Source organism: Rathayibacter festucae DSM 15932 (genome assembly GCF_004011135.1).
GTDB classification, from domain to species: Bacteria; Actinomycetota; Actinomycetes; order Actinomycetales; family Microbacteriaceae; genus Rathayibacter; species Rathayibacter festucae.
On the sequence record NZ_CP028137.1, the window covers coordinates 3,567,620 to 3,585,491 of the forward strand.

The following is a 17,872-nucleotide window of genomic DNA, read 5'->3' on the forward strand; positions in this document are numbered from 1 at the left end:
CAGAATGACCGATTCGACGCAGATGTTCACCGGTGCTCCGGCGGCCCCGGACGCGCACGCTCCGGCCGACGAGGAGCTCGCTCCGCGGGCGTCCTCCACCGACGGCGGTGCCGCGCCGACGCTGTCGCAGCTCGAGGAGGAGGGCGACGTCGCCGCGGACTACATCGAGGAGTTCCTCGACATCTGCGACCTCGACGGCGACATCGACATCGAGGTCCGCAACGGCCGCGCCTACCTGTCGGTCACTGCCTCCGGCGACACCAACCTGCGCGTGCTCTCCCGCCCGGACGCGGTCCAGGCGCTGCAGGAGCTCACGCGCCTCGCGGTGCAGACGAAGACGGGCGGCTTCTCGCGGCTCATCCTCGATATCGGCGGCTCCCGGGACGCCCGCGAGGCCGAGCTGGCCCAGCTGGTCGACCGGGCGATCGAGCGCATCGAGGAGGGCGCGACGTCGGCGTCGCTGCCCCCGATGTCGTCCTACGAACGCAAGCTGGTCCACGACATGGTCGGCGAGCGCGGTTTCGTGTCGGAGTCGCGCGGCGAGGCCCGCGAGCGTCACACCGTCATCACCCGCGGCTGAGCGCCGTGGAGCCGACCCTCGAGCCGGAGCCCGCTGCCGCTGCCGCGATCGCCGGTGAGCGACTGCCCGTCCTGCGGCGCTTCACGGAGGCGCTCGCCCGCGAGGGGGAGGAGCGCGGCCTCATCGGACCGCTGGAGCTCCCGCGCCTGTGGACGCGGCACGTGCTCAACAGCGCCCTGGTGGCCCCTCTCCTGCGTCCGGGGCTCGTGGGTGATGTCGGGAGTGGTGCCGGCCTTCCCGGCGTCGTGCTGGGCATCGTGCGGCCGGACGTCCGGTTCGTGCTGATCGAGCCGATGGAGCGCCGGGTGCTGTGGCTGCAGGAGCAGGTCGACGCGCTCGAACTCGAGAATGTCTCGGTTCTGCGGGCCCGCGCCGAGGAGGTCCGGCTGGCGGAGCCGCTGGATCAGGTCACGGCGCGAGCGGTCAGCGCTCTCTCGAAGCTGATTCCGCTGACGGCGCCGCTGCTGCGGCCGGGCGGCGAGCTCGTCCTGCTGAAGGGCATCAACGCCGAGAAGGAGATCGAGGCCGCGGCGAAGCAGATCCGCCGCTTCAGGCTCTCCCCGCCCGAGGTCGTGGTGCTCGGCGACGGCGTGCTCTCCGAGGTGACGAGGGTCGTCCGAGCTACAGTGGGATGATCGCCACGACGTCGCACGCGATCCCCTGAATCCTCGACTGTCGGTTCCTCGGTGCTGCCCCACTTCCACCCGCTGAGCGAAGGTTTCACGTGAAACGATCCGACCCCGCCGGACTGACCGGAGGATTCGACGCCTCGACCCCGCTCGCTCGCGAGATCGCGGACATGACGCGTCGGCGCGCGCTGCTCAACGCGCAGCCGCTGCCGAAGCCGGAGACGACCCGCGTCATCACGATCTCCAACCAGAAGGGCGGCGTCGGCAAGACCACGACCACCGTCAATCTGGCCGCGGGGCTCGCTCGAGGCGACGCGAAGGTCCTGGTCATCGACCTGGACCCGCAGGGCAATGCATCGACGGCGCTCGGGATCGAGCACCGGGCCGAGACGGCGAGCGTCTACGACGTCATCGTCAACGACACGCCCCTGGCCGACGTCGTGCAGAAGAGTCCGGAGTTCGCCTCGCTCTACGGGGTTCCGGCGACGATCCACCTCGCCGGCGCCGAGATCGAGCTGGTCTCCCTTGTCGCGCGCGAGCAGCGGCTCCGCCGGGCGCTGGACCGGATGCTCAAGGGGATGGACGAGCCGTTCGACTACGTCTTCATCGACTGCCCGCCGTCCTTGGGGCTGCTGACGATCAATGCCTTCGTCGCGGCGCGCGAGGTGCTGATTCCCATCCAGTGCGAGTACTACGCGCTCGAGGGTCTCAGCCAGCTGCTGAAGAACATCGACCTGATCGAGCGGCACCTCAATCCGAACCTCGCGGTCTCGACGATCCTGCTGACGATGTTCGACGGGCGGACGAACCTGTCCAACCAGGTCGCGGCGGATGTGCGCGAGCACTTCCCGAAGGAGGTGCTGCGCGCCGTGATCCCTCGGAACGTGCGGATCTCGGAGGCGCCGTCCTACGGGCAGAGCGTGATCAGCTACGACCCGCAGTCATCCGGCTCGCTCGCGTACCTCGAGGCGGCGGCGGAGATCGCGCGCCGCGGCGTACCCAAGACCCCGGCGGCGACGAACGATGGAGAGGATCGCTGATGGCGACCAAGCGCACAGGACTCGGCCGGGGCATCGGCGCCCTGATCCCGGTCAGCGACGACACCCGCTCGCGACCCGTCGACGTCTTCTTCCCTGATCAGGTCGGTGCGGCGAACGCCGAGGACGAGCTGCTGCAGGTTCCCGGCGCACGACTCGCTCAGCTGTCGCTGTCGGAGATCGTGCCGAACGCGGCGCAGCCCCGGTCGGTCTTCGACCAGGACGAGCTGGCCGAGCTGGTGCACAGCATTCGCGAGTTCGGGGTGCTCCAGCCGATCGTGGTGCGGCCCGTCACCGGGCGCAAGGGCGCGAAGTACGAGCTGGTGATGGGGGAGCGGCGCTTCCGCGCCTCTAAGGCTGCCGGCCTGAAGACCATCCCCGCGGTGGTCAAGGACACGGCCGATGAGAACATGCTCCGGGACGCGCTCCTGGAGAACCTGCACCGCGCCGAGCTCAACCCGCTGGAGGAGGCGTCGGCCTACCAGCAGCTGCTGAGTGACTTCGGCATCACGCAAGAGGCACTGGCGACGCGCCTCGGGCGATCGCGGCCGCAGATCTCCAACACGCTGCGCCTGCTGCGGCTCCCCGCCGACGTGCAGGCACGGGTGGCGGCCGGCGTGCTCAGCGCGGGGCACGCGCGCGCAGTGCTGTCCGTGGAGACGCCGGAGCTCATGCGCCGGCTCGCGGACAAGATCGTCAACGAGGACCTGTCGGTGCGGGCCGCTGAGGCGGCTGCCGCGCAGATGAAGGCTCCGAAGGCCAGTGCGCGCGAGCCGGAGGAGGAGCAGGGCGGTCATGCCGGGCACCTCAGCACGGTGGCGGACCACCTCGGCGACCGGTTGAACACGCGGGTCAAGGTGACGCTCGGAGCCCGCAAGGGGCAGGTGGTCATCGACTTCGCGACGATCCACGATCTGAACCGCATCCTCGCGGAGATCGGCGAGCCGACCGAGGTGTCGCTGGCGCCGTAGGGTGCGCGGCCGTTTCACGTGAAACGGTGTGAGTGCCGGGTCGGGTCTCGATACGCCGCCGTGGGCGGCTACTCGACCAGCATGGTGGTGGGATGCACGTGCGTGGGGCGCTGACGTCTCCCCCGGTTGGCTGCCCGAGAGCATGCACATGCTGGTCGAGTAGGAGCGTAGCGACGCATCGAGACCGAGTTATCAGTTGCAGCGGATGCTGCAGCGCGGCGGGCGGGTCTACTTGGAAGAGAAACCCGCAGGCATGCTGGTGGAGTAGCCCGGCAGGGGCGTATCGAGACCCTCCCACCCCAAGGACGTGGTCTCTTCCCCGCCCTGCGCTGGCGCCGAAGGCGCCCCCTCCGCTCGATGCGCCGCCGGTGGCGGCCGCCCGACCAGCATGTTGTTGCCTCCAATACTCGGGTGATCAGGACGTACGGTCGGCGGAAGTCCGGGCAGGAGTCTGTCAGTCGGCGGCTCACTGCGGTCAGCGACATGTTGGTCGAGTAGGTGTGCAGCGCCGTATCGAGAGCGGTCCGCTGACGCTGGTGGCCACTGTTGTCAGGAGGTTGGTCTCGATACGCCGCCGTGGGCGGCTACTCGACCAGCATGTTCAGCAGGACCGAGGCCTGAGGAAGAGCCTGGACTCGTGCGGTACTCCGCAGGCGGCAGCATGCTGGTCGAGTAGGCGCAGAGCGCCGTATCGAGACCGGGCCCGCTGCTGCTGGCGGTAGCTGGATCGAGGCGGGTGGGTCTCGATACGCCGCCGGAGGCGGCTACTCGACCAGCATGGAGCGTTTCACGTGAAACGGCGGTGTGGCCGATGTTCCACGTGACGAAGCGGTGACTCGGAGTGTTTCACGTGAAACGGAGGTCAGGGGGTGAGGGCCAGGCGGGCGAGGGTGGAGTAGACGTCGCCGAGGTAGCGGCCGGAGGCCTCGATCGCCTGGGGGACGAGGGAGGTCTCGGTCATGCCGGGGAGGACGTTGGCGTCGAAGAACCAGGGGAGGCCGTCGGGGTCGACGATGAGGTCGATGCGGGAGAGGTGGCGGAGGCCGAGGAGCTCGTGGACGGCGACCGCAACGCGGGAGACCTCGGCGAGGGCCTCGTCCGAGAGGCGGGCCGGGGTGTAGAAGCGGGTCTCGCCCGCGTTGTAGCGGGCCTCGAAGGTGTAGCGGCCCGCCACCGGGGCGATCTCGACAGGGGGGAGGGCGAGGGGGCCGTCGCCGAGGTCGAGGACACCGACGGAGACCTCGGTGCCTCCGATCTGCTGCTCGATCAGCGCGACCTCGCCGTAGGTGTAGGCGTCGACCATCGCACGCGGGAGCTCGTCGGTCTCCGTCACGATGCTCACGCCCTGGGCGGAGCCGCCCTGCGCCGGCTTGACGACGAGAGGGCCGGGGAGGTGCGCGCGGACCCGGTCGAGGATGCCTGCGGCGCCGAGCTCGCGGAACGTCTCGCGGGGGAGGGTGATCGAGCGAGGAGTGGCGATGCCGGCCCGCGCGACGAGCGTCTTCGCGGTCGGCTTGAACCAGGCGAGGCGGGCGGCGTCCGTGCGAGAGCCCACGTAGGGGAAGCCGGCCGCCTCGAGCAGGCCGAGCAGCGCACCGTCCTCGCCGCTCGCTCCGTGGACCGCAGGCCAGATCACATCGGGACGCTGGTCGAGCAGCGCGGCAAGCAGACCGGCGTCGGGCTCGCGGCGGGTGATGCGGTGCCCCATCGCGGAGAGTCGGTCGGCGACGCGGCGGCCGGAGCGCAGCGAGACATCGCGCTCGTGGCTGATGCCGCCGCTGATCACGACGATGTCGAGGGTGCGGTCCAGGGTGGAGAAATCGGTCATGACCGGGCCTTCTGTCGTTCGCGGATCACGGAGTCAGGAGATCTGGGGCGGGAGGACGGCGTCGCGGCGATCGACGTCGGCGCTTCTCCGCACTCGGGCGTCGGCGAAGGTGGACAGCAGGTCGAGCTCGCCGTTGATCACCGTCGCGAGGCGGCGGATGCCGTCGCCGATGCGCTCAGGGGTCGGGTAGCAGAAGGACAGCCGGATGTTCTGCCGGCCGTCGCCGTTGCCGAAGAAGGCCGTGCCGGGCGTGTAGGCGACCAGCTCCTTCACCGCGCGCGGCAGCATCGCCTTCGAGTCGAGCTCCTCGGGGAGGGTGACCCAGACGTAGAACCCGCCGTTCGGATTCGTCCAGGTGAGCCCGGGGAGGTGCGTCTCGAGCCCGCGGATCATCGCCTCCTTGCGCTCGCGGTAGACCCCGCGGAAGGTGTCGATCTGCGCACGCCAATCCGCCGTCGAGAGGTACTGCGAGATCACGAGCTGGCTGAAGGACGAGGGGCTGAGCACCGCCGCCTCGTTCGCGAGGATCAGCCGTTCACGGATGGCGTGCGGTGCCAGCGCCCAGCCGATGCGGAAGCCGGGCGCCAGGGTCTTCGAGAAGGTGCCGAGGTAGATCACGCCGTCCTCCTCGAGGGAGCGCATCGCCTTCGGCGGCACGTCCTCGAAGTAGAGCAGGCCGTACGGGTTGTCCTCGAGCACGAGGATGCCCTCGCTCTTGCAGATCTCGAGGATCTCGACACGCCGGTCCCAGCTCAGCGTGACGCCCGCGGGATTGTGGAAGGTCGGGATCGTGTACAGGAACTTGATCCGCTTGCCCGCGGCGCGCACGCGGGCGATGTGCTCGCGCAACGCCTCGGGGATCAGGCCGTGCTCGTCCATCGCCACGTGCTCGATCTCGGCCTGGTAGGAGCGGAAGATCACCATCGCGGTGACGTAGCTCGGGCCCTCGGAGAGGACGACGTCGCCCGGATCGAGGAACAGCTTCGAGACGAGTTCGAGGGCGTGCTGCGAGCCGGTGGTCACCACGACGTCGTCCGCGCTGGCGGAGATGCCCTCGAGCGCCATCACCTCGAGGATCTGCTCGCGCAGCACCGGGACGCCCTGACCGGAGCCGTACTGCAGCGCGACGGGTCCCTGCTCACGCATGACGGTCGCCATCGCATCGGTGACGAGGTCCTGGGGGAGGGCGGAGACGAACGGCATACCGCCGGCGAGCGAGACCACCTCGGGGCGGGAGGCGACGGCGAACAGTGCTCGGACCTCGCTGGCCGCGAGGCCGGCCGTGCGCTCCGCGTAGGAGTCGTACCAGGGATCGAGATTGGTGCCGGCGTTGATCACGGTGTTGTCGCTCCGCTCGATGGACAGGGTCTCCGACCGTCAGCCGGATCGATCCAGACTACTCGGCGGGGTCCGGGAGGACGGGGGGAGCGGGACGCCACTGCGCGGCCCGTGGCCTGCCTTCTGCGGCCGTTTCACGTGAAACACGAGGAGCGGCCGGCAACGACGAAGCCCCCGCGCCAGAGGGGCGCAGGGGCTTCGTCAGACGGTCGAACCGTCGGGAGTCGAACTCAGAGGAACGCGGCGAGGTCGGCCTCGAGGGCGGGCTTCGGCTTGGCGCCGATGACGGTCTTGACGACCTCGCCCTTCTGGTAGACCTTCATCGCCGGGATCGAGGTGATCTGGTACTTCGCGGCGATCTGCGGGTTCTCGTCGACGTTCAGCTTGACGATCTCGATCTTGTCGCCGTGCTCGGCCGAGATCTGGTCGAGGATCGGGGCGACCATGCGGCAGGGGCCGCACCACTCGGCCCAGAAGTCGACCAGGACGGTCTTCTCGGAGTCGAGGACATCGGCCTGGAACGATGCGTCGGTGACGCTCTTCGCGGTGGACATGACGATTTTCTCCTTCGTGAGCCGGCGGCGCCGACTCGAGTGCTGGGGTGGTGGGAGGACTAGAGGGTGAGGAGCTCGGCGGCCGGAGTGCCCTCGGTGCTGGCGATGCCATCGGTGAGGGCGGCGAGGTAGTGCTCGGCGTCGAGGGCGGCGACGGTGCCCGACGCGGCGGCGGTGACGGCCTGACGGTAGGTCGGGTCGATCACGTCGCCGGCGGCGAAGACGCCCGCCACGGAGGTCTGCGACGAGCGGCCGGTGACGGCGATGGTGCCGTCGGTCGTCAGGTCGAGCTTGCCGTGGACGATGTGGGTCCGCGGGTCGTTGCCGATCGCGATGAAGAGGCCGTCGAGCTCGAGCTTCGACTCGGTGCCGTCGACCGTGTTGCGCAGCTTGACGCCGTTCACGTGGTTCTCACCGGTGATGCCGGTGACCTCGGTGTTCCAGACGAACTCGATCTTCTCGTTGTCGCGGGCGCGCTTCTGCATGACCTTGGAGGCACGGAGCGAGTCCTTGCGGTGGATGACGTAGACCTTCTCGGCGAACTTGGTGAGGAAGGTCGCCTCCTCCATCGCGGAGTCGCCGCCGCCGACGACGGCGATGGTCTTGCCCTTGAAGAAGAAGCCGTCGCAGGTGGCGCACCATGAGACACCGTGTCCCGACAGGCGGTCCTCGTCGTGCAGGCCGAGCTTGCGGTAGGCGGAGCCGGTGGCGACGACGACGGTCTTGGCCTCGATGCTCTCGCCGGAGCCGAGGTGGATCGTCTTGGTCTCGCCCTCGAGGTCGAGGGAGACGACGTCGTCGTAGAAGGTGTCCGCGCCGAACTTCTCGGCCTGCTTCTGCATGGCCGTCATCAGCTCCGGGCCGAGGACGCCGTCCGGGAAGCCGGGGAAGTTCTCGACGTCGGTGGTGTTCATCAGGTCGCCGCCGATCTCGACGGACGAGGCGACGACCACCGGGTGCAGATCGGCGCGCGCCGCGTAGATGGCGGCCGTCCAGCCTGCGGGGCCGGATCCGATGATGACGATGTCGCGCACGGCAACTCCTCGAGGTCTGTGCTGAGCGGGGCTGTACCGGCGGTCCGCCGGAGGGGGTGGTCTGCCCGGATCCGGTGCTGGGAGCGGATCCGCGGAGCCGGTCCCGCTCGCTCTGTCGTTCCCGGGCTCCAGGGGCTACAACACATCCTAGGCGGGGGCTATTCCGTGGCGTCCGGGGCACTCGGCCCGCGGTCAGGGTCGCCGGACGGCTCTCCGCGAGACGGCTCAGAAAGCGGCGTTGACCGGCTCTTTCTCCGCCGAGACCGCGGGAGTGCCGCGCTGCCCGATCGACCGCCGCGAGATCAGGACCGTCAGCCAGCCGGCCGAGGCGAAGACCGCCGTCATCGCGACGACGTAGAACACCACCGCGATCATGCCGCCGGGGACGATCGGCGGATCGGCCAGGCGCGGATCGAGGAACGGGTACGGGTACCAGACCTGCTCGTGCTTCATCTGGTCGTAGACGAGGGGCGCCCGGATGATCGTGTAGACGAACCAGGCGACCGGGAAGGCGAGCAGCGCCGGGACGACAGCCCAGGAGAGGCGGCGCCGGCCGGGCGCGAAGAGCCAGTCGAGGATCAGGGCGAGCGGCGCCACGACGTGCATGACCTCGTTGGTCCAGTCCTGGCCGGCCCCGGCGCCGGTGACCACCGTGCCGCGCAGGAGCAGGTTGTAGACCACTCCGATCACGACCATGTAGGTGACGACTCCGGCCCGCAGCCAGGCGAACCAGCGCGGTTCCGGGAGCGCCCCGCGCGCAAGCACGACGGCGCCGATCAGCAGGACGACCACCGCGAGCAGGCAGACCTCGACGGTGATGTAGCTGAAGAAGTTGGCGGCGAGCGTCGCGCGGTCGCGGAAGCGGGCCTCGACCCAGAAGGCGTGGGAGTCGAGGAAGCTCACCGTGGTCGCGGTGAGGACGGCGGCCGCGACGAGCACGCGGAGGAGGACGAAGGTGGAGCGCATCGCGCCTTCCGGATCGGCGGGAGGGGGGTGGGGGAGGCGGCTCTGCCGGAGGACGCCCCCACCCTTCCACGTCGCGCCCGAGGGCGCACCACCGGTCCGGTGACGTCCCAGTGTCGCGACGGGGGCTCTCAGGAACGCTCGGGCGCCCCGTGCCGCGTCAGCGGCCGAGGCGGCGGAGCAGCGGCGCTGCCATCGCGCGCAGCTCCGGGACGCGGAGGACCCAGAGCAGGCCGAAGTAGACGAGGGCCATGACGGTTCCGATGGCCGCCATGGAGACGAGCGGCTCGACGTAGTTCGTGACGGCGAATCCGCCGGGACGTGTCCCTCCGAGCAGGACGAGCACTCCGAACCCCGCGGCGGCCGAGGGGACGGCCGCGAGGGCGTACTGACTGAGACGGCGGACGATCCTGGCACCGCCGGTGCCCCCGAGTTTGCGGCGCAGCAGGAAGGCCGCCACGAGGGCCTGGACGATGATGCCGGCGGAGGTGGAGGCCGCGATGCCGATCGCCGTCTGCTCCGGCGGCAGCTGCCTGACCAGCTGGTAGCCGATGACGGCGACGACGACCTGGACCAGGGTGAAGAGGAACGGACGGGCTCCGTCGCTCAGGGCGTAGAACGCCCGCTGCATGATCGCGATCGAGGAGAAGAGCGGGAGCGCGACGACGTAGGCGACGGCGATAGCTCCGATGGCCTGGGCGTCGGCGAAGGTGTCGGTGAAGACCGAACCGAAGGGGACGGACACGACGACGATCGCCGCGCTCGAGAAGACCAGCATCATCAGCACGAGCCGCAGGGATGTCGAGATGTCGGAGCGGAACTCCTTCATCTCGCCCCGCGCGGAGTGGCCGCTCATCTTGGTGAAGTACGCCACGGCGATCGAGATCGCGATGACGGAGTGCGGCAGCATGAAGATCAGCCACCCCTTCTGCAGGGCTGCCGCGGAAGCGCCCTCACCGGACGCGGGGGAGGCCACGCGGCTCTCCACGAGCCCCGCTCCGATCGTGAGCAGGACCGTCGCGAAGGACCACAGCGACATCCGGCCCGCGGTACCGAGTCCGAGACCGCGGAGGTTCAGTGCTGGTCGGTAGCTGAGGCCGACCCTGCGCCAGAAGAAGATGAGGAAGGTCGATTGAGCGACGATGCCCAGGGTCGCACTTCCTGCAAGGAGAGCGACCATGCCGGGCGACCACGAGTCGACGGGGCGGTCGCCGCTCGGATCCGAGCCGAACAGGATGTTGAAGGCGATCAGGCCGCCCAGAGCCACGATGTTGTTGAGCACGGGTGCCCAGGTGAAGGGGCCGAACGATCCGCGCGCGTTGAGGACCTCGCCGAGGATCGTGAAGAGCCCGTAGAAGAAGACCTGGGGGACGCACCAGTAGGCGAACGACACCGCCAGGTCGTACTGCTCCGGGCCGTAGGCAGGTGCGTACAGGCGGATGAGCACGGGGGCCAGGAGGGTCCCGATGACGGTCGTCACCACCAGGAGCCCGAGTGTCAGGGTGAGGAGACTGTTGATGTACCCACGGCCACCGTCGGCGTGGAGGCCCGCCCGGACGATCTGCGGGACGAGGACCGCGTTGAGCGCACCGCCCGCGATGATCGTGTAGATCGTGTTCGGCAGCAGGTTCGCGACAGTGAAGGCGTCCGCGCCGGGTGCGACCGCAGCGCCGATCGTCTGCGCGAGGACGATCGACATCACGAAGCCGAGGACCCGCGAGACCATCGTGCCGGAGGCGAGGACGGCGCTCGCGCGACCGAGGGAGAAGCTAGCCACGGGGATCCGTTCGATCGTCGTCGAGGCCCGGCTGGACGGCGAGGGGGGCGTTCGGGTCCTCCTCGTCCTCCCCGGGGGTGTCGCCGCGGCGGCGCCGGCGGATGTTGCGGAGGATGCCCGCGCCGAAGACGAGGACGAGGAGGATGCCGATGCCCAGGGTGCCGACGGTCTCCCAGTCGGCGCGGACGTTGGTCACGATGCCGGTGGGAGTGCCGATGGGCGTGCCGTCCTGCGCGGTGAGCTGCATGCGCAGCTCGGTCTCGCCGTTGCCGACGCGGGCCTTCACCGGGATGAGGACGCGGCCCTGGGAGCGGGCGTCGATCGCGGTCGGCTCGACCGAGGACTCGTCGATGTCGAGGACCGCGTTCGAGGTCGAGGCCTGGATGCGGACCGTCACGGGCCAGGGCAGGTCGTTGCGGACGTAGACGGGGATGCTCGAGTCGCGCGAGAGCTGGGTGACGCTGTCGGAGCTCTCGATGGCGACGGAGGAGAGCGTCGTGTCGGCCTGCTCACGGCTCGCGGTCACCGCCTCCTGCCAGCCGGTCGCGTCCTCGCGCCAGGTCACGGCGAGCAGGGCCAGGAGGTCGTTGCGGCGCTTGCCGCTGAGCAGCTCCGGCTCGGTGAGGACGGCCGAGAACGACTCGACGCGGGCGGCCGCGGTCAGCAGGTCCGAGACGCCCTCGAGTCGCTGCTCCGACTCGGGGGAGTCGACGACCGTCGCGTCCTCCGTGGCCGGCGACGTGAGGGCGGCGGCGAGGGACGAGCCCTCGGCCCAGGGCAGGGCGTCGACGGCGTCGAGGGTCTGGGCGAGGCGGACGCCGTCGATCGCCGCGCCGCGATCGAGTGCGAGGACCACGTCGGGCGACTCGTCCTCCCGCTGCACCTGCGCGAGGTCGGCGGTGAGGTCGGCCATGCTCGCGCGCCACTCCGAGTCGGTGCTCGCGCTGACGGCGGCGTCGAAGGCGGTGGAGAGGGCGCTGTCGGCGACGATCACGTCGTGGTCGTCGACCGTGGCGCGGGTGGTGGTCGAGACGCCGTCGGGCAGGACGAGGCCTGCGGAGGAGACGACCGTGCGGGTCATGCCGCCCGTGGCATACACGCCCAGATCCGCCGCACGGACCGTGCCGTCGTCCGGCCAGGCGATGCTGCCGACCGTGGGCGACCAGTCGAAGGCGAGGAGCGACTCCGTCGTCGGGCGGTCGGGGAGGTCCTGCGTGGTCGAGTCGTCGGGCACGGCCGTGGGGGTCGGCGTGCCCGTGCTCGTCGGCGCGAAGAGCGCGGGATCGAGCGCGTACTCGAACGAGGTCGGCGCGAGGAGCGTGGAGAGGCCGGCCTGGGCCTGGGCGGCGACGTCCGCATCGGCGTAGGGCAGGGCGAAGACCTCGTTCGGCACCGACTGGAGCCGCTCCAGCCAGGCGGTCGCCGACTCCGGTGCCGTGTCGCCGAGGACGCGGATCGACGCCAGGATGCGCGGGTCGACGCCGAGAGTGACGGCGCGGCCGTCGACGCTGTCGAGCTGGCGGGAGAGCGTGCCGGTGGTCTGGGTGTAGTCCTGCAGCGTCTCGGCCGAGAGCAGGCCGTCGGCGGTGTCGGGCACCGTGAGCGGCACGAGGACGCTGACGCCGGTCTCCTGCTCGCTCGGGAAGCCGGTCGTCAGCTCGACGACGCCTCGGGCGGTCGCGACGGTGCCGCCGGGGCTGGTGACGGTCACCGAGATCGCGTGGCTGCCGAAGGCCTCGGGGTCGCGGCCGAAGTCCATGGAGAAGGGGAGCGAGGCGGCCGGCACGGTGACGCCGACCTGGGCGGAGCTGGAGGGCAGCAGCCGCACGTCGGCGCCGTCGCCCGTGCTCGTCCCCTCGTCCTCGGCCTCGCCGTCGAGCCACTCCGCCAGCTCGGCCCGGGAGTCGAGGGTGTCCTCGTCGATCGCGACCTCGACCCGCGCGCCGTCGATCGACTCGGTGGTGCCGTTGCGCACCGAGATCGCGAGCTGGAGGTCCTGGCCGGGGAGGAGGACGCCGTCGTTCGCGGCGCCGACCGTCGCGGTGACGGTGGCCTGCCCGGACTCGAGGGCCGTGCGCTCAGCGGCGGCGGCCGCCGCGGGGAGGGCGCCGCCGAGGAGCGCGATCGACAGCGCAGCGGCACCGGCGGAGCGGAGCAGCTGCGGGACCGCTCGCCGGGGGCGGGGACGATCGGAGGGGGTGAGGTCGTGCCGACGCATCGAACTCACTCGGCCTCCATGCGGGTGATTCTACGGGCAGGCCCCCCGGCGGTCGGCTGATCGACCGCGGGATGCGCTGCGGAGTCGCTCAGCAGCCGTAACCGGTCGAGCCGGTTGCGGCCCGGCGCGCACCGCGGCCCGGTCACGCCTCCCCGGTAGGATCTGCCGGATGCACAGCGTCCAGACCGCCCTCGAGACCCTCCGAGCTCTCGCGGCGACGCCGACGGTGGCCCGGCTCGCGGAGGCGTTCGCCGCGCAGGGCCACGAGCTCGCACTGGTCGGCGGCCCCGTCCGCGACGCCTTCCTCGGCCACGGCGTGCACGACCTCGACTTCACCACCTCGGCGCGGCCGGACGACATCGTGCGGATCGTCGCTCCGATCGCCGAGGCGCACTGGGACATCGGCCGCGCGTTCGGCACGATCGGCGCGCGGGTCGCGGGCGAGACGGTGGAGATCACCACGTACCGCAGCGACAGCTACGACGGCGTCAGCCGCAAGCCCGAGGTCGAGTTCGGCGACAGCCTCGAGGGGGACCTCGTGCGCCGCGACTTCACCGTCAACGCGATGGCGCTGCGGCTGCCCGAGATCGTGCTCGTCGATCCGTCCGGGGGAGTGGAGGACCTGCTCGCCGGCCGGCTGCGCACGCCGGCCGCCGCCGACCTCTCCTTCGGCGACGACCCGCTGCGGATGCTGCGCGGCGCGCGGTTCACCTCGCAGCTCGGCTTCCGGACGACCGACGAGGTCGAGTGGGCGATGGCCGAGCTGGCCCCGCGCATCGACGACGTCTCCGCGGAGCGGATTCAGGAGGAGCTGCGGAAGCTCCTCGCGACCGCCTCGCCCCGGGCCGGACTCGAGCTGCTCGTCGACACCGGTCTGACCGGTTACTTCCTCCCCGAGCTGCCGGCCCTGCGCCTGGAGCAGGACGAGCACCACCATCACAAGGACGTCTACGTGCACAGCCTCACGGTGCTGGAGCAGGCGATCGCGCTGGAGGAGCAGCGGAACCCCGGCGCGGCGCCGGACGTCACCCTCCGCATCGCGGCGCTGCTGCACGACATCGGCAAGCCGGCGACGCGGCGGCTGGAGCCGGGCGGAGCGGTCAGCTTCTACCACCACGACCTCGTCGGCTCGAAGCTGGCGATCAAGCGGCTGCGATCGCTGAAGTTCGACAAGCAGACCATCGCGGACGTCGCCCGGCTGATCGAGCTGCACCTGCGCTTCTTCGGCTACACCGAGGGCGCCTGGACCGACTCGGCCGTCCGCCGCTACGTCACCGACGCCGGCCCGCTGCTCGAGCGGCTGCACATCCTGACCCGGGCCGACGTGACCACCCGCAACACCCGCAAGGCCGACCGGCTGGCGCACGCCTACGACGACCTGGAGCAGCGGATCGCGGAGCTCGCCGAGAAGGAGGAGCTCGCCTCGAAGCGGCCCGACCTCGACGGCACGCAGATCATGGCGATCCTGGATCTCCCGCCGGGGCGCGAGGTCGGGCTGGCCTACAAGTTCCTGCTCGAGCTGCGGCTCGAGGAGGGACCGCTCGGCGAGGAGGAGGCCGCCCGGCGGCTGAAGGAGTGGTGGGCGGCGCGCTGACGGGCGGCCGGCGCCGCGGGTCCTCGGGTTCCCGGGACCGGCCGCGGAAGGGGGGCCTGCGAGGGTCACGCTGAGGAGGGCACCGCTGCACGAGGATCGCGGCATGGCCTCCGACCCGAGCACCCGCCGATGACCGCGCCGGACGTCGTCGAGGACGTCGCCCTGCGGCGCGCGGACGTCCTCGCGGGGCTGCTGGCGGAGGACGCCCCGAGGCGGCGCGCAGCCCTCGCCGCGGCGGCCGCGCACGGCTGGCTGCGCCGCGACCCGCACACCGTCGTCCGCGCGGTGCGGCTCGATCCCGCCGCGGGATCCCTCCGGCACCGGGCGCTCGCTCGCGGGCTCGACGCGAGCCCCCGCTCGGGGCTGGTGTTCCTCGGCGATCGGGAGGGCGCGCTGCTCTTCGCGAGCACCGAGGCGCCGGGGTCGCCGCTCGGCGCCGAGACGGACGCGCTGCTGCGCGCCGAGGCCCGGAGCCGCGGCTTGAGCGTGCAGGCCGTCGGCACGGCGCGGCACGACCGCCGCGACGACGACCTCCTGCCGACCGCCCGGCGCGCCGTGCTCGCCGCGAGCATCGTGCACTCGCTGCCGGACGGCGCCGGCGGCGGCGACATCGCGGACCTCGGCACCTGGGTGCTCCTGGCCTCGGTCGGCGCGGACACCTCGCAGCTCGGCACGCTGTCGCCCGCGGCGGCGACGCTGCTCGAACGGGGCGACGACGTGCAGCGGCGGACCGTGGAGGCCTACCTCGACGTGCGCGGCAGCGTGCGGGAGGCCTGCGAGATCCTGCACATCCACCGCACCACGCTCTACTACCGGCTCGAGAACCTCCCCGAGGCGGTCCGGGACGCGCTGGACGACGGGCTCGCCCGCAGCACCCTGCACCTCTGCCTGAAGCTGGTCCGCTTCCGCGGCGGACTCGAGGGGCGGCGGGCGTCGTGATCGGATCCGCAGGCGAGGAGCGCTCGCCGGGGGAGGGCGGCACCCCGCTGGTGCGGCTGTACGGGCGGCGCGAGAGCCGCGACGCCTGGGAGCTGCGCGACTTCCTCTCGCGCAGCGTCGTCGCCTTCTCCTGGACCGCGCTGGACACCGACGAGCAGTGCCTGGCGGTCGCCGGGCGGCCGCTCAGCGCCGCGCGGCTGCCCCTCGTCGTCTTCCCGGACGGCAGCCGCGCCTTCGATCCGACGGTCGCCGAGGTCGCCGCCCGGCTCGGCTGGGTCGCCGCGCCCCGGTTCGCCGAGTACGACCTCTCGATCTACGGCGCGGGGCCGGCGGGGCTGTCCGCCGCGGTCTACGCCGCGTCGGAGGGCCTGCGGGTGGTCGTCCTCGAGCGCTCGGCGATCGGCGGGCAGGCCGGCTCCAGCAGCCTGATCGAGAACTACCTCGGCTTCCCGCACGGCATCGCCGGAGCCGATCTCGCCGAGCGCGCCCGGCAGCAGGCCGTGGCCTTCGGCGCCGAGCTGCTGAGGATGCGGGAGGGGATCCGCGGCCGCTTCGCCGACGGCCGCCTCCACGCGCTGCTCGCCGACGGCACGACGGTCGTCGCGCGGACCAACATCTGCGCGACCGGCATCCAGTGGCGCCGCCTCGGCCTCGCGCGGGAGGACGACCTGCTCGGCGCCGGCGTCTACTACGGCGCCGGCACGAGCGAGGCTCCGCTGTGCGAGGGCCGGGACGTCGTCGTCGTCGGGGGCGGGAACTCGGCCGGGCAGGCGGTGATGAACCTGGCGGCGAAGGCGCGGCGGGTGACCATGCTCGTGCGCGGACCCGCGCTGTCCGACACCCTCTCCTCCTACCTCGCGGACCGCGTCCTGCGGCAGGCGAACGTGACGGTCCTGCTCGACTCCCGCGTGACCGCGCTGCACGGCGCCGACGCCCTCGAGTCGATCGAGGTCGAGAGCGCGGCGACCGGCGTGCGCGGAGCGCTGGAGACCTCGCACCTCTTCGTCTGCATCGGCGGCGAGCCGGACACGTCGTGGGCGGCGGGCACGGCGATCGTCCGCGACTCCGCCGACTACCTCGTCACGGGCCCCGATCTCGTCGGCGAGCACGCGGCGCCCGACTGGCCGCTGCGGCGCGCCCCGTTCCACCTCGAGACCAGCGTCCCCGGCTCCTTCGCGGCGGGCGACGTGCGGCGCGGCTCGGTGAAGCGGGTCGCCTCCGCGGTCGGCGAGGGCGCGATGGCCGTCACCTTCGCGCACCGCCACCTGCAGGAGACGTGGTGAGCGTGCCGGGGGACGACGAGGAGCGGCCGGCCGACTCGCCCGCACTGCCGGATGCCGCGGTGTCGGCCGTGTCGCTGCCCGACCGGCCGGCGGCGTTCCTCAGCGCCCTGCTCACCGAGCACTTCGTCCTGGAGTCGGCGCGGGGCATCACCGTGACGGAGTCGAGCAGCCGGGCGTCGCTCTACCTGACGATGCTCTCGAGCTCGCTCGTCGCCTTCGGCTTCCTCGCGCCGACGAAGTACGCGATGGGGTTCCTGGCGGTGATCATCCCCGTCATCGTCCTGCTGGGCGTCTCGACCTACGAGCGGCTGGTGCAGACCTCGATGGAGGACATCGCCGCCCTGACCGCGATCCAGCGCATCCGCCGCTACTACGGCACGCTGCTCCCCGGCGCGGGCGCCTACTTCACGATGCCGCGCGGCAGCCACGCCCCCAACGAGCTGCTCGAGATCGGCCGTCGACGCAGCTGGCGGGGGATCTTCTTCACGATGTCGTCGGCGATCGCCGTGGTGAACTCGCTCGTCGCCGGCGCGGGGGTCGCGCTGGTGCTCACCCAGGGCGGTGCCGACGAGATCGCGGCGATCCCCGCGGGGATCCTCGCCGCGATCGTGCTCGCCGTGCTGCACGGGGTCTACCAGATGCACCGCTACCGGCAGATGCGGCTGCGCATCGCGGAGGCGGAGGCGCTGGACGGCGTCTCGCCGGACTGAGGGCGGCGGCCGGGCTCCGCAGCCCGCGGCTCGGGTGGCACCGCGGTGGGATCAGCTCCGCTCGGTGAGGACGGCCTGCCAGTCGCGCGGCACCCGATCCGCCGGACCGGGCGTGGACTGGTCCTCGGGGTGGCTCTGCGGATCGGTCAGGCGCGGGCCGTCGGCGTAGTCGTCGGAGCGGTAGTCCCAGAACCAGTCCTCGCCGGGCTCGAAGCTCTGGATGACCGAGTGGCCCGTCTCGTGGAAGTGGGCCGTCGCGTGCCGGTTCAGCGAGTCGTCGCAGCAGCCGATGTGCCCGCAGAGCGCGCAGCGGCGCAGATGCAGCCACCAGGAGGCGGTCCGCTCGCACTCGACGCAGCCGGGGCCGCTGGGCGGGACGGAGGGGTCGATCATCTGCTGCGTCGTCATGCGCCCAGC

At 71.5% G+C, this 17,872-nt stretch carries 16 protein-coding genes; 8 read left to right on the top strand and 8 right to left on the bottom strand.

The features are described from left to right. The first annotated feature begins 4 nt into the window (after nt 1-4). From C1I64_RS16275 to C1I64_RS16290, 4 genes are all read left to right on the top strand, one after another. Nucleotides 5-580 carry a Jag family protein gene (locus tag C1I64_RS16275; RefSeq protein WP_244209508.1) on the top strand — a complete coding sequence of 192 codons (576 nt, stop codon included), beginning with the start codon at nt 5-7 and terminating at the stop codon, nt 578-580. A 5-nt stretch (nt 581-585) separates the two neighbouring features. After that, nucleotides 586-1,215, top strand: a complete 630-nt coding sequence (gene rsmG / locus C1I64_RS16280; RefSeq protein WP_123447264.1) for a 16S rRNA (guanine(527)-N(7))-methyltransferase RsmG — start codon at nt 586-588, stop codon at nt 1,213-1,215. 164 nt (nt 1,216-1,379) lie between these two features. Then, nucleotides 1,380-2,249: a ParA family protein gene (locus C1I64_RS16285; protein ID WP_123447537.1), complete on the top strand. Its 870-nt coding sequence runs from the start codon at nt 1,380-1,382 to the stop codon at nt 2,247-2,249. Then, entirely contained in the window at nt 2,249-3,217 is a 969-nt protein-coding gene (locus C1I64_RS16290) for a ParB/RepB/Spo0J family partition protein (RefSeq protein WP_127887914.1), read from the top strand. Before C1I64_RS16285 ends, C1I64_RS16290 begins: the two co-directional genes overlap by 1 nt. A gap of 862 nt (nt 3,218-4,079) precedes the next feature. Here the strand turns inward: C1I64_RS16290 and C1I64_RS16295 are convergent. The 7 genes from C1I64_RS16295 to C1I64_RS16325 form a co-directional block, all read right to left on the bottom strand. Further along, nucleotides 4,080-5,045 carry a D-alanine--D-alanine ligase family protein gene (locus C1I64_RS16295; protein ID WP_127887915.1) on the bottom strand — a complete coding sequence of 322 codons (966 nt, stop codon included), beginning with the start codon at nt 5,043-5,045 and terminating at the stop codon, nt 4,080-4,082. Nucleotides 5,046-5,078: 33 nt separating this feature from the next. Further along, nucleotides 5,079-6,383 carry an aminotransferase-like domain-containing protein gene (locus tag C1I64_RS16300; RefSeq protein ID WP_425272920.1) on the bottom strand — a complete coding sequence of 435 codons (1,305 nt, stop codon included), beginning with the start codon at nt 6,381-6,383 and terminating at the stop codon, nt 5,079-5,081. Between the two features lie 230 nt (nt 6,384-6,613). Next, the gene (gene trxA, locus C1I64_RS16305; protein WP_123447267.1) at nt 6,614-6,937 is read right to left on the bottom strand and encodes a thioredoxin; all 324 of its coding nucleotides are present in this window, start codon (nt 6,935-6,937) and stop codon (nt 6,614-6,616) included. A 59-nt stretch (nt 6,938-6,996) separates the two neighbouring features. Beyond that, nucleotides 6,997-7,971 carry a thioredoxin-disulfide reductase gene (gene trxB / locus C1I64_RS16310; protein ID WP_123736143.1) on the bottom strand — a complete coding sequence of 325 codons (975 nt, stop codon included), beginning with the start codon at nt 7,969-7,971 and terminating at the stop codon, nt 6,997-6,999. Between the two features lie 225 nt (nt 7,972-8,196). Continuing rightward, a complete protein-coding gene (locus C1I64_RS16315; protein ID WP_127887916.1) occupies nt 8,197-8,937 on the bottom strand; it encodes a Pr6Pr family membrane protein in 741 nt (246 codons plus the stop codon). Between the two features lie 157 nt (nt 8,938-9,094). Then, entirely contained in the window at nt 9,095-10,711 is a 1,617-nt protein-coding gene (gene murJ, locus C1I64_RS16320) for a murein biosynthesis integral membrane protein MurJ (RefSeq protein WP_244209509.1), read from the bottom strand. Beyond that, nucleotides 10,704-12,929, bottom strand: coding sequence for a DUF6049 family protein (locus C1I64_RS16325; RefSeq protein ID WP_244209595.1), 2,226 nt, complete (start codon nt 12,927-12,929; stop codon nt 10,704-10,706). Before C1I64_RS16325 ends, murJ begins: the two co-directional genes overlap by 8 nt. Before the next feature lie 169 nt (nt 12,930-13,098). On the opposite strand from C1I64_RS16325, the gene C1I64_RS16330 reads away from it, so the two are divergent. From C1I64_RS16330 to C1I64_RS16345, 4 genes are all read left to right on the top strand, one after another. Then, nucleotides 13,099-14,523 carry a CCA tRNA nucleotidyltransferase gene (locus tag C1I64_RS16330; protein WP_127887918.1) on the top strand — a complete coding sequence of 475 codons (1,425 nt, stop codon included), beginning with the start codon at nt 13,099-13,101 and terminating at the stop codon, nt 14,521-14,523. Between the two features lie 129 nt (nt 14,524-14,652). Further along, nucleotides 14,653-15,462 (top strand): helix-turn-helix domain-containing protein, encoded by an 810-nt coding sequence (locus C1I64_RS16335; protein ID WP_127887919.1) that lies wholly within the window; start codon nt 14,653-14,655, stop codon nt 15,460-15,462. Continuing rightward, on the top strand, nt 15,459-16,745 hold the full coding sequence (locus C1I64_RS16340) for an NAD(P)/FAD-dependent oxidoreductase (RefSeq protein WP_127887920.1): 1,287 nt from the start codon (nt 15,459-15,461) through the stop codon (nt 16,743-16,745). The genes C1I64_RS16335 and C1I64_RS16340 overlap by 4 nt, the downstream gene beginning before the upstream one ends. Then, complete coding sequence (locus C1I64_RS16345) at nt 16,742-17,455, top strand: hypothetical protein (RefSeq protein WP_127887921.1); 714 nt, start codon at nt 16,742-16,744, stop codon at nt 17,453-17,455. The genes C1I64_RS16340 and C1I64_RS16345 overlap by 4 nt, the downstream gene beginning before the upstream one ends. 51 nt (nt 17,456-17,506) lie before the next feature. On the opposite strand, the gene C1I64_RS16350 is transcribed toward C1I64_RS16345, so the two are convergent. Further along, on the bottom strand, nt 17,507-17,863 hold the full coding sequence (locus C1I64_RS16350) for a UBP-type zinc finger domain-containing protein (protein WP_127887922.1): 357 nt from the start codon (nt 17,861-17,863) through the stop codon (nt 17,507-17,509). Nucleotides 17,864-17,872: the final 9 nt, after the last annotated feature.

Excerpts from the sequence above, each read along its gene's own strand:
- C1I64_RS16290 (WP_127887914.1), top strand. The coding sequence starts at position 2,249 with ATGGCGACCAAGCGCACAGGACTCGGCCGGGGCATCGGCGCCCTGATC.
- C1I64_RS16350 (WP_127887922.1), bottom strand. The coding sequence starts at position 17,863 with ATGACGACGCAGCAGATGATCGACCCCTCCGTCCCGCCCAGCGGCCCC.
- C1I64_RS16325 (WP_244209595.1), bottom strand. The coding sequence starts at position 12,929 with ATGCGTCGGCACGACCTCACCCCCTCCGATCGTCCCCGCCCCCGGCGA.
- C1I64_RS16275 (WP_244209508.1), top strand. The coding sequence starts at position 5 with ATGACCGATTCGACGCAGATGTTCACCGGTGCTCCGGCGGCCCCGGAC.
- trxA (WP_123447267.1), bottom strand. The coding sequence starts at position 6,937 with ATGTCCACCGCGAAGAGCGTCACCGACGCATCGTTCCAGGCCGATGTC.
- C1I64_RS16285 (WP_123447537.1), top strand. The coding sequence starts at position 1,380 with ATGACGCGTCGGCGCGCGCTGCTCAACGCGCAGCCGCTGCCGAAGCCG.
- C1I64_RS16295 (WP_127887915.1), bottom strand. The coding sequence starts at position 5,045 with ATGACCGATTTCTCCACCCTGGACCGCACCCTCGACATCGTCGTGATC.
- C1I64_RS16335 (WP_127887919.1), top strand. The coding sequence starts at position 14,653 with ATGACCGCGCCGGACGTCGTCGAGGACGTCGCCCTGCGGCGCGCGGAC.
- C1I64_RS16315 (WP_127887916.1), bottom strand. The coding sequence starts at position 8,937 with ATGCGCTCCACCTTCGTCCTCCTCCGCGTGCTCGTCGCGGCCGCCGTC.
- C1I64_RS16330 (WP_127887918.1), top strand. The coding sequence starts at position 13,099 with ATGCACAGCGTCCAGACCGCCCTCGAGACCCTCCGAGCTCTCGCGGCG.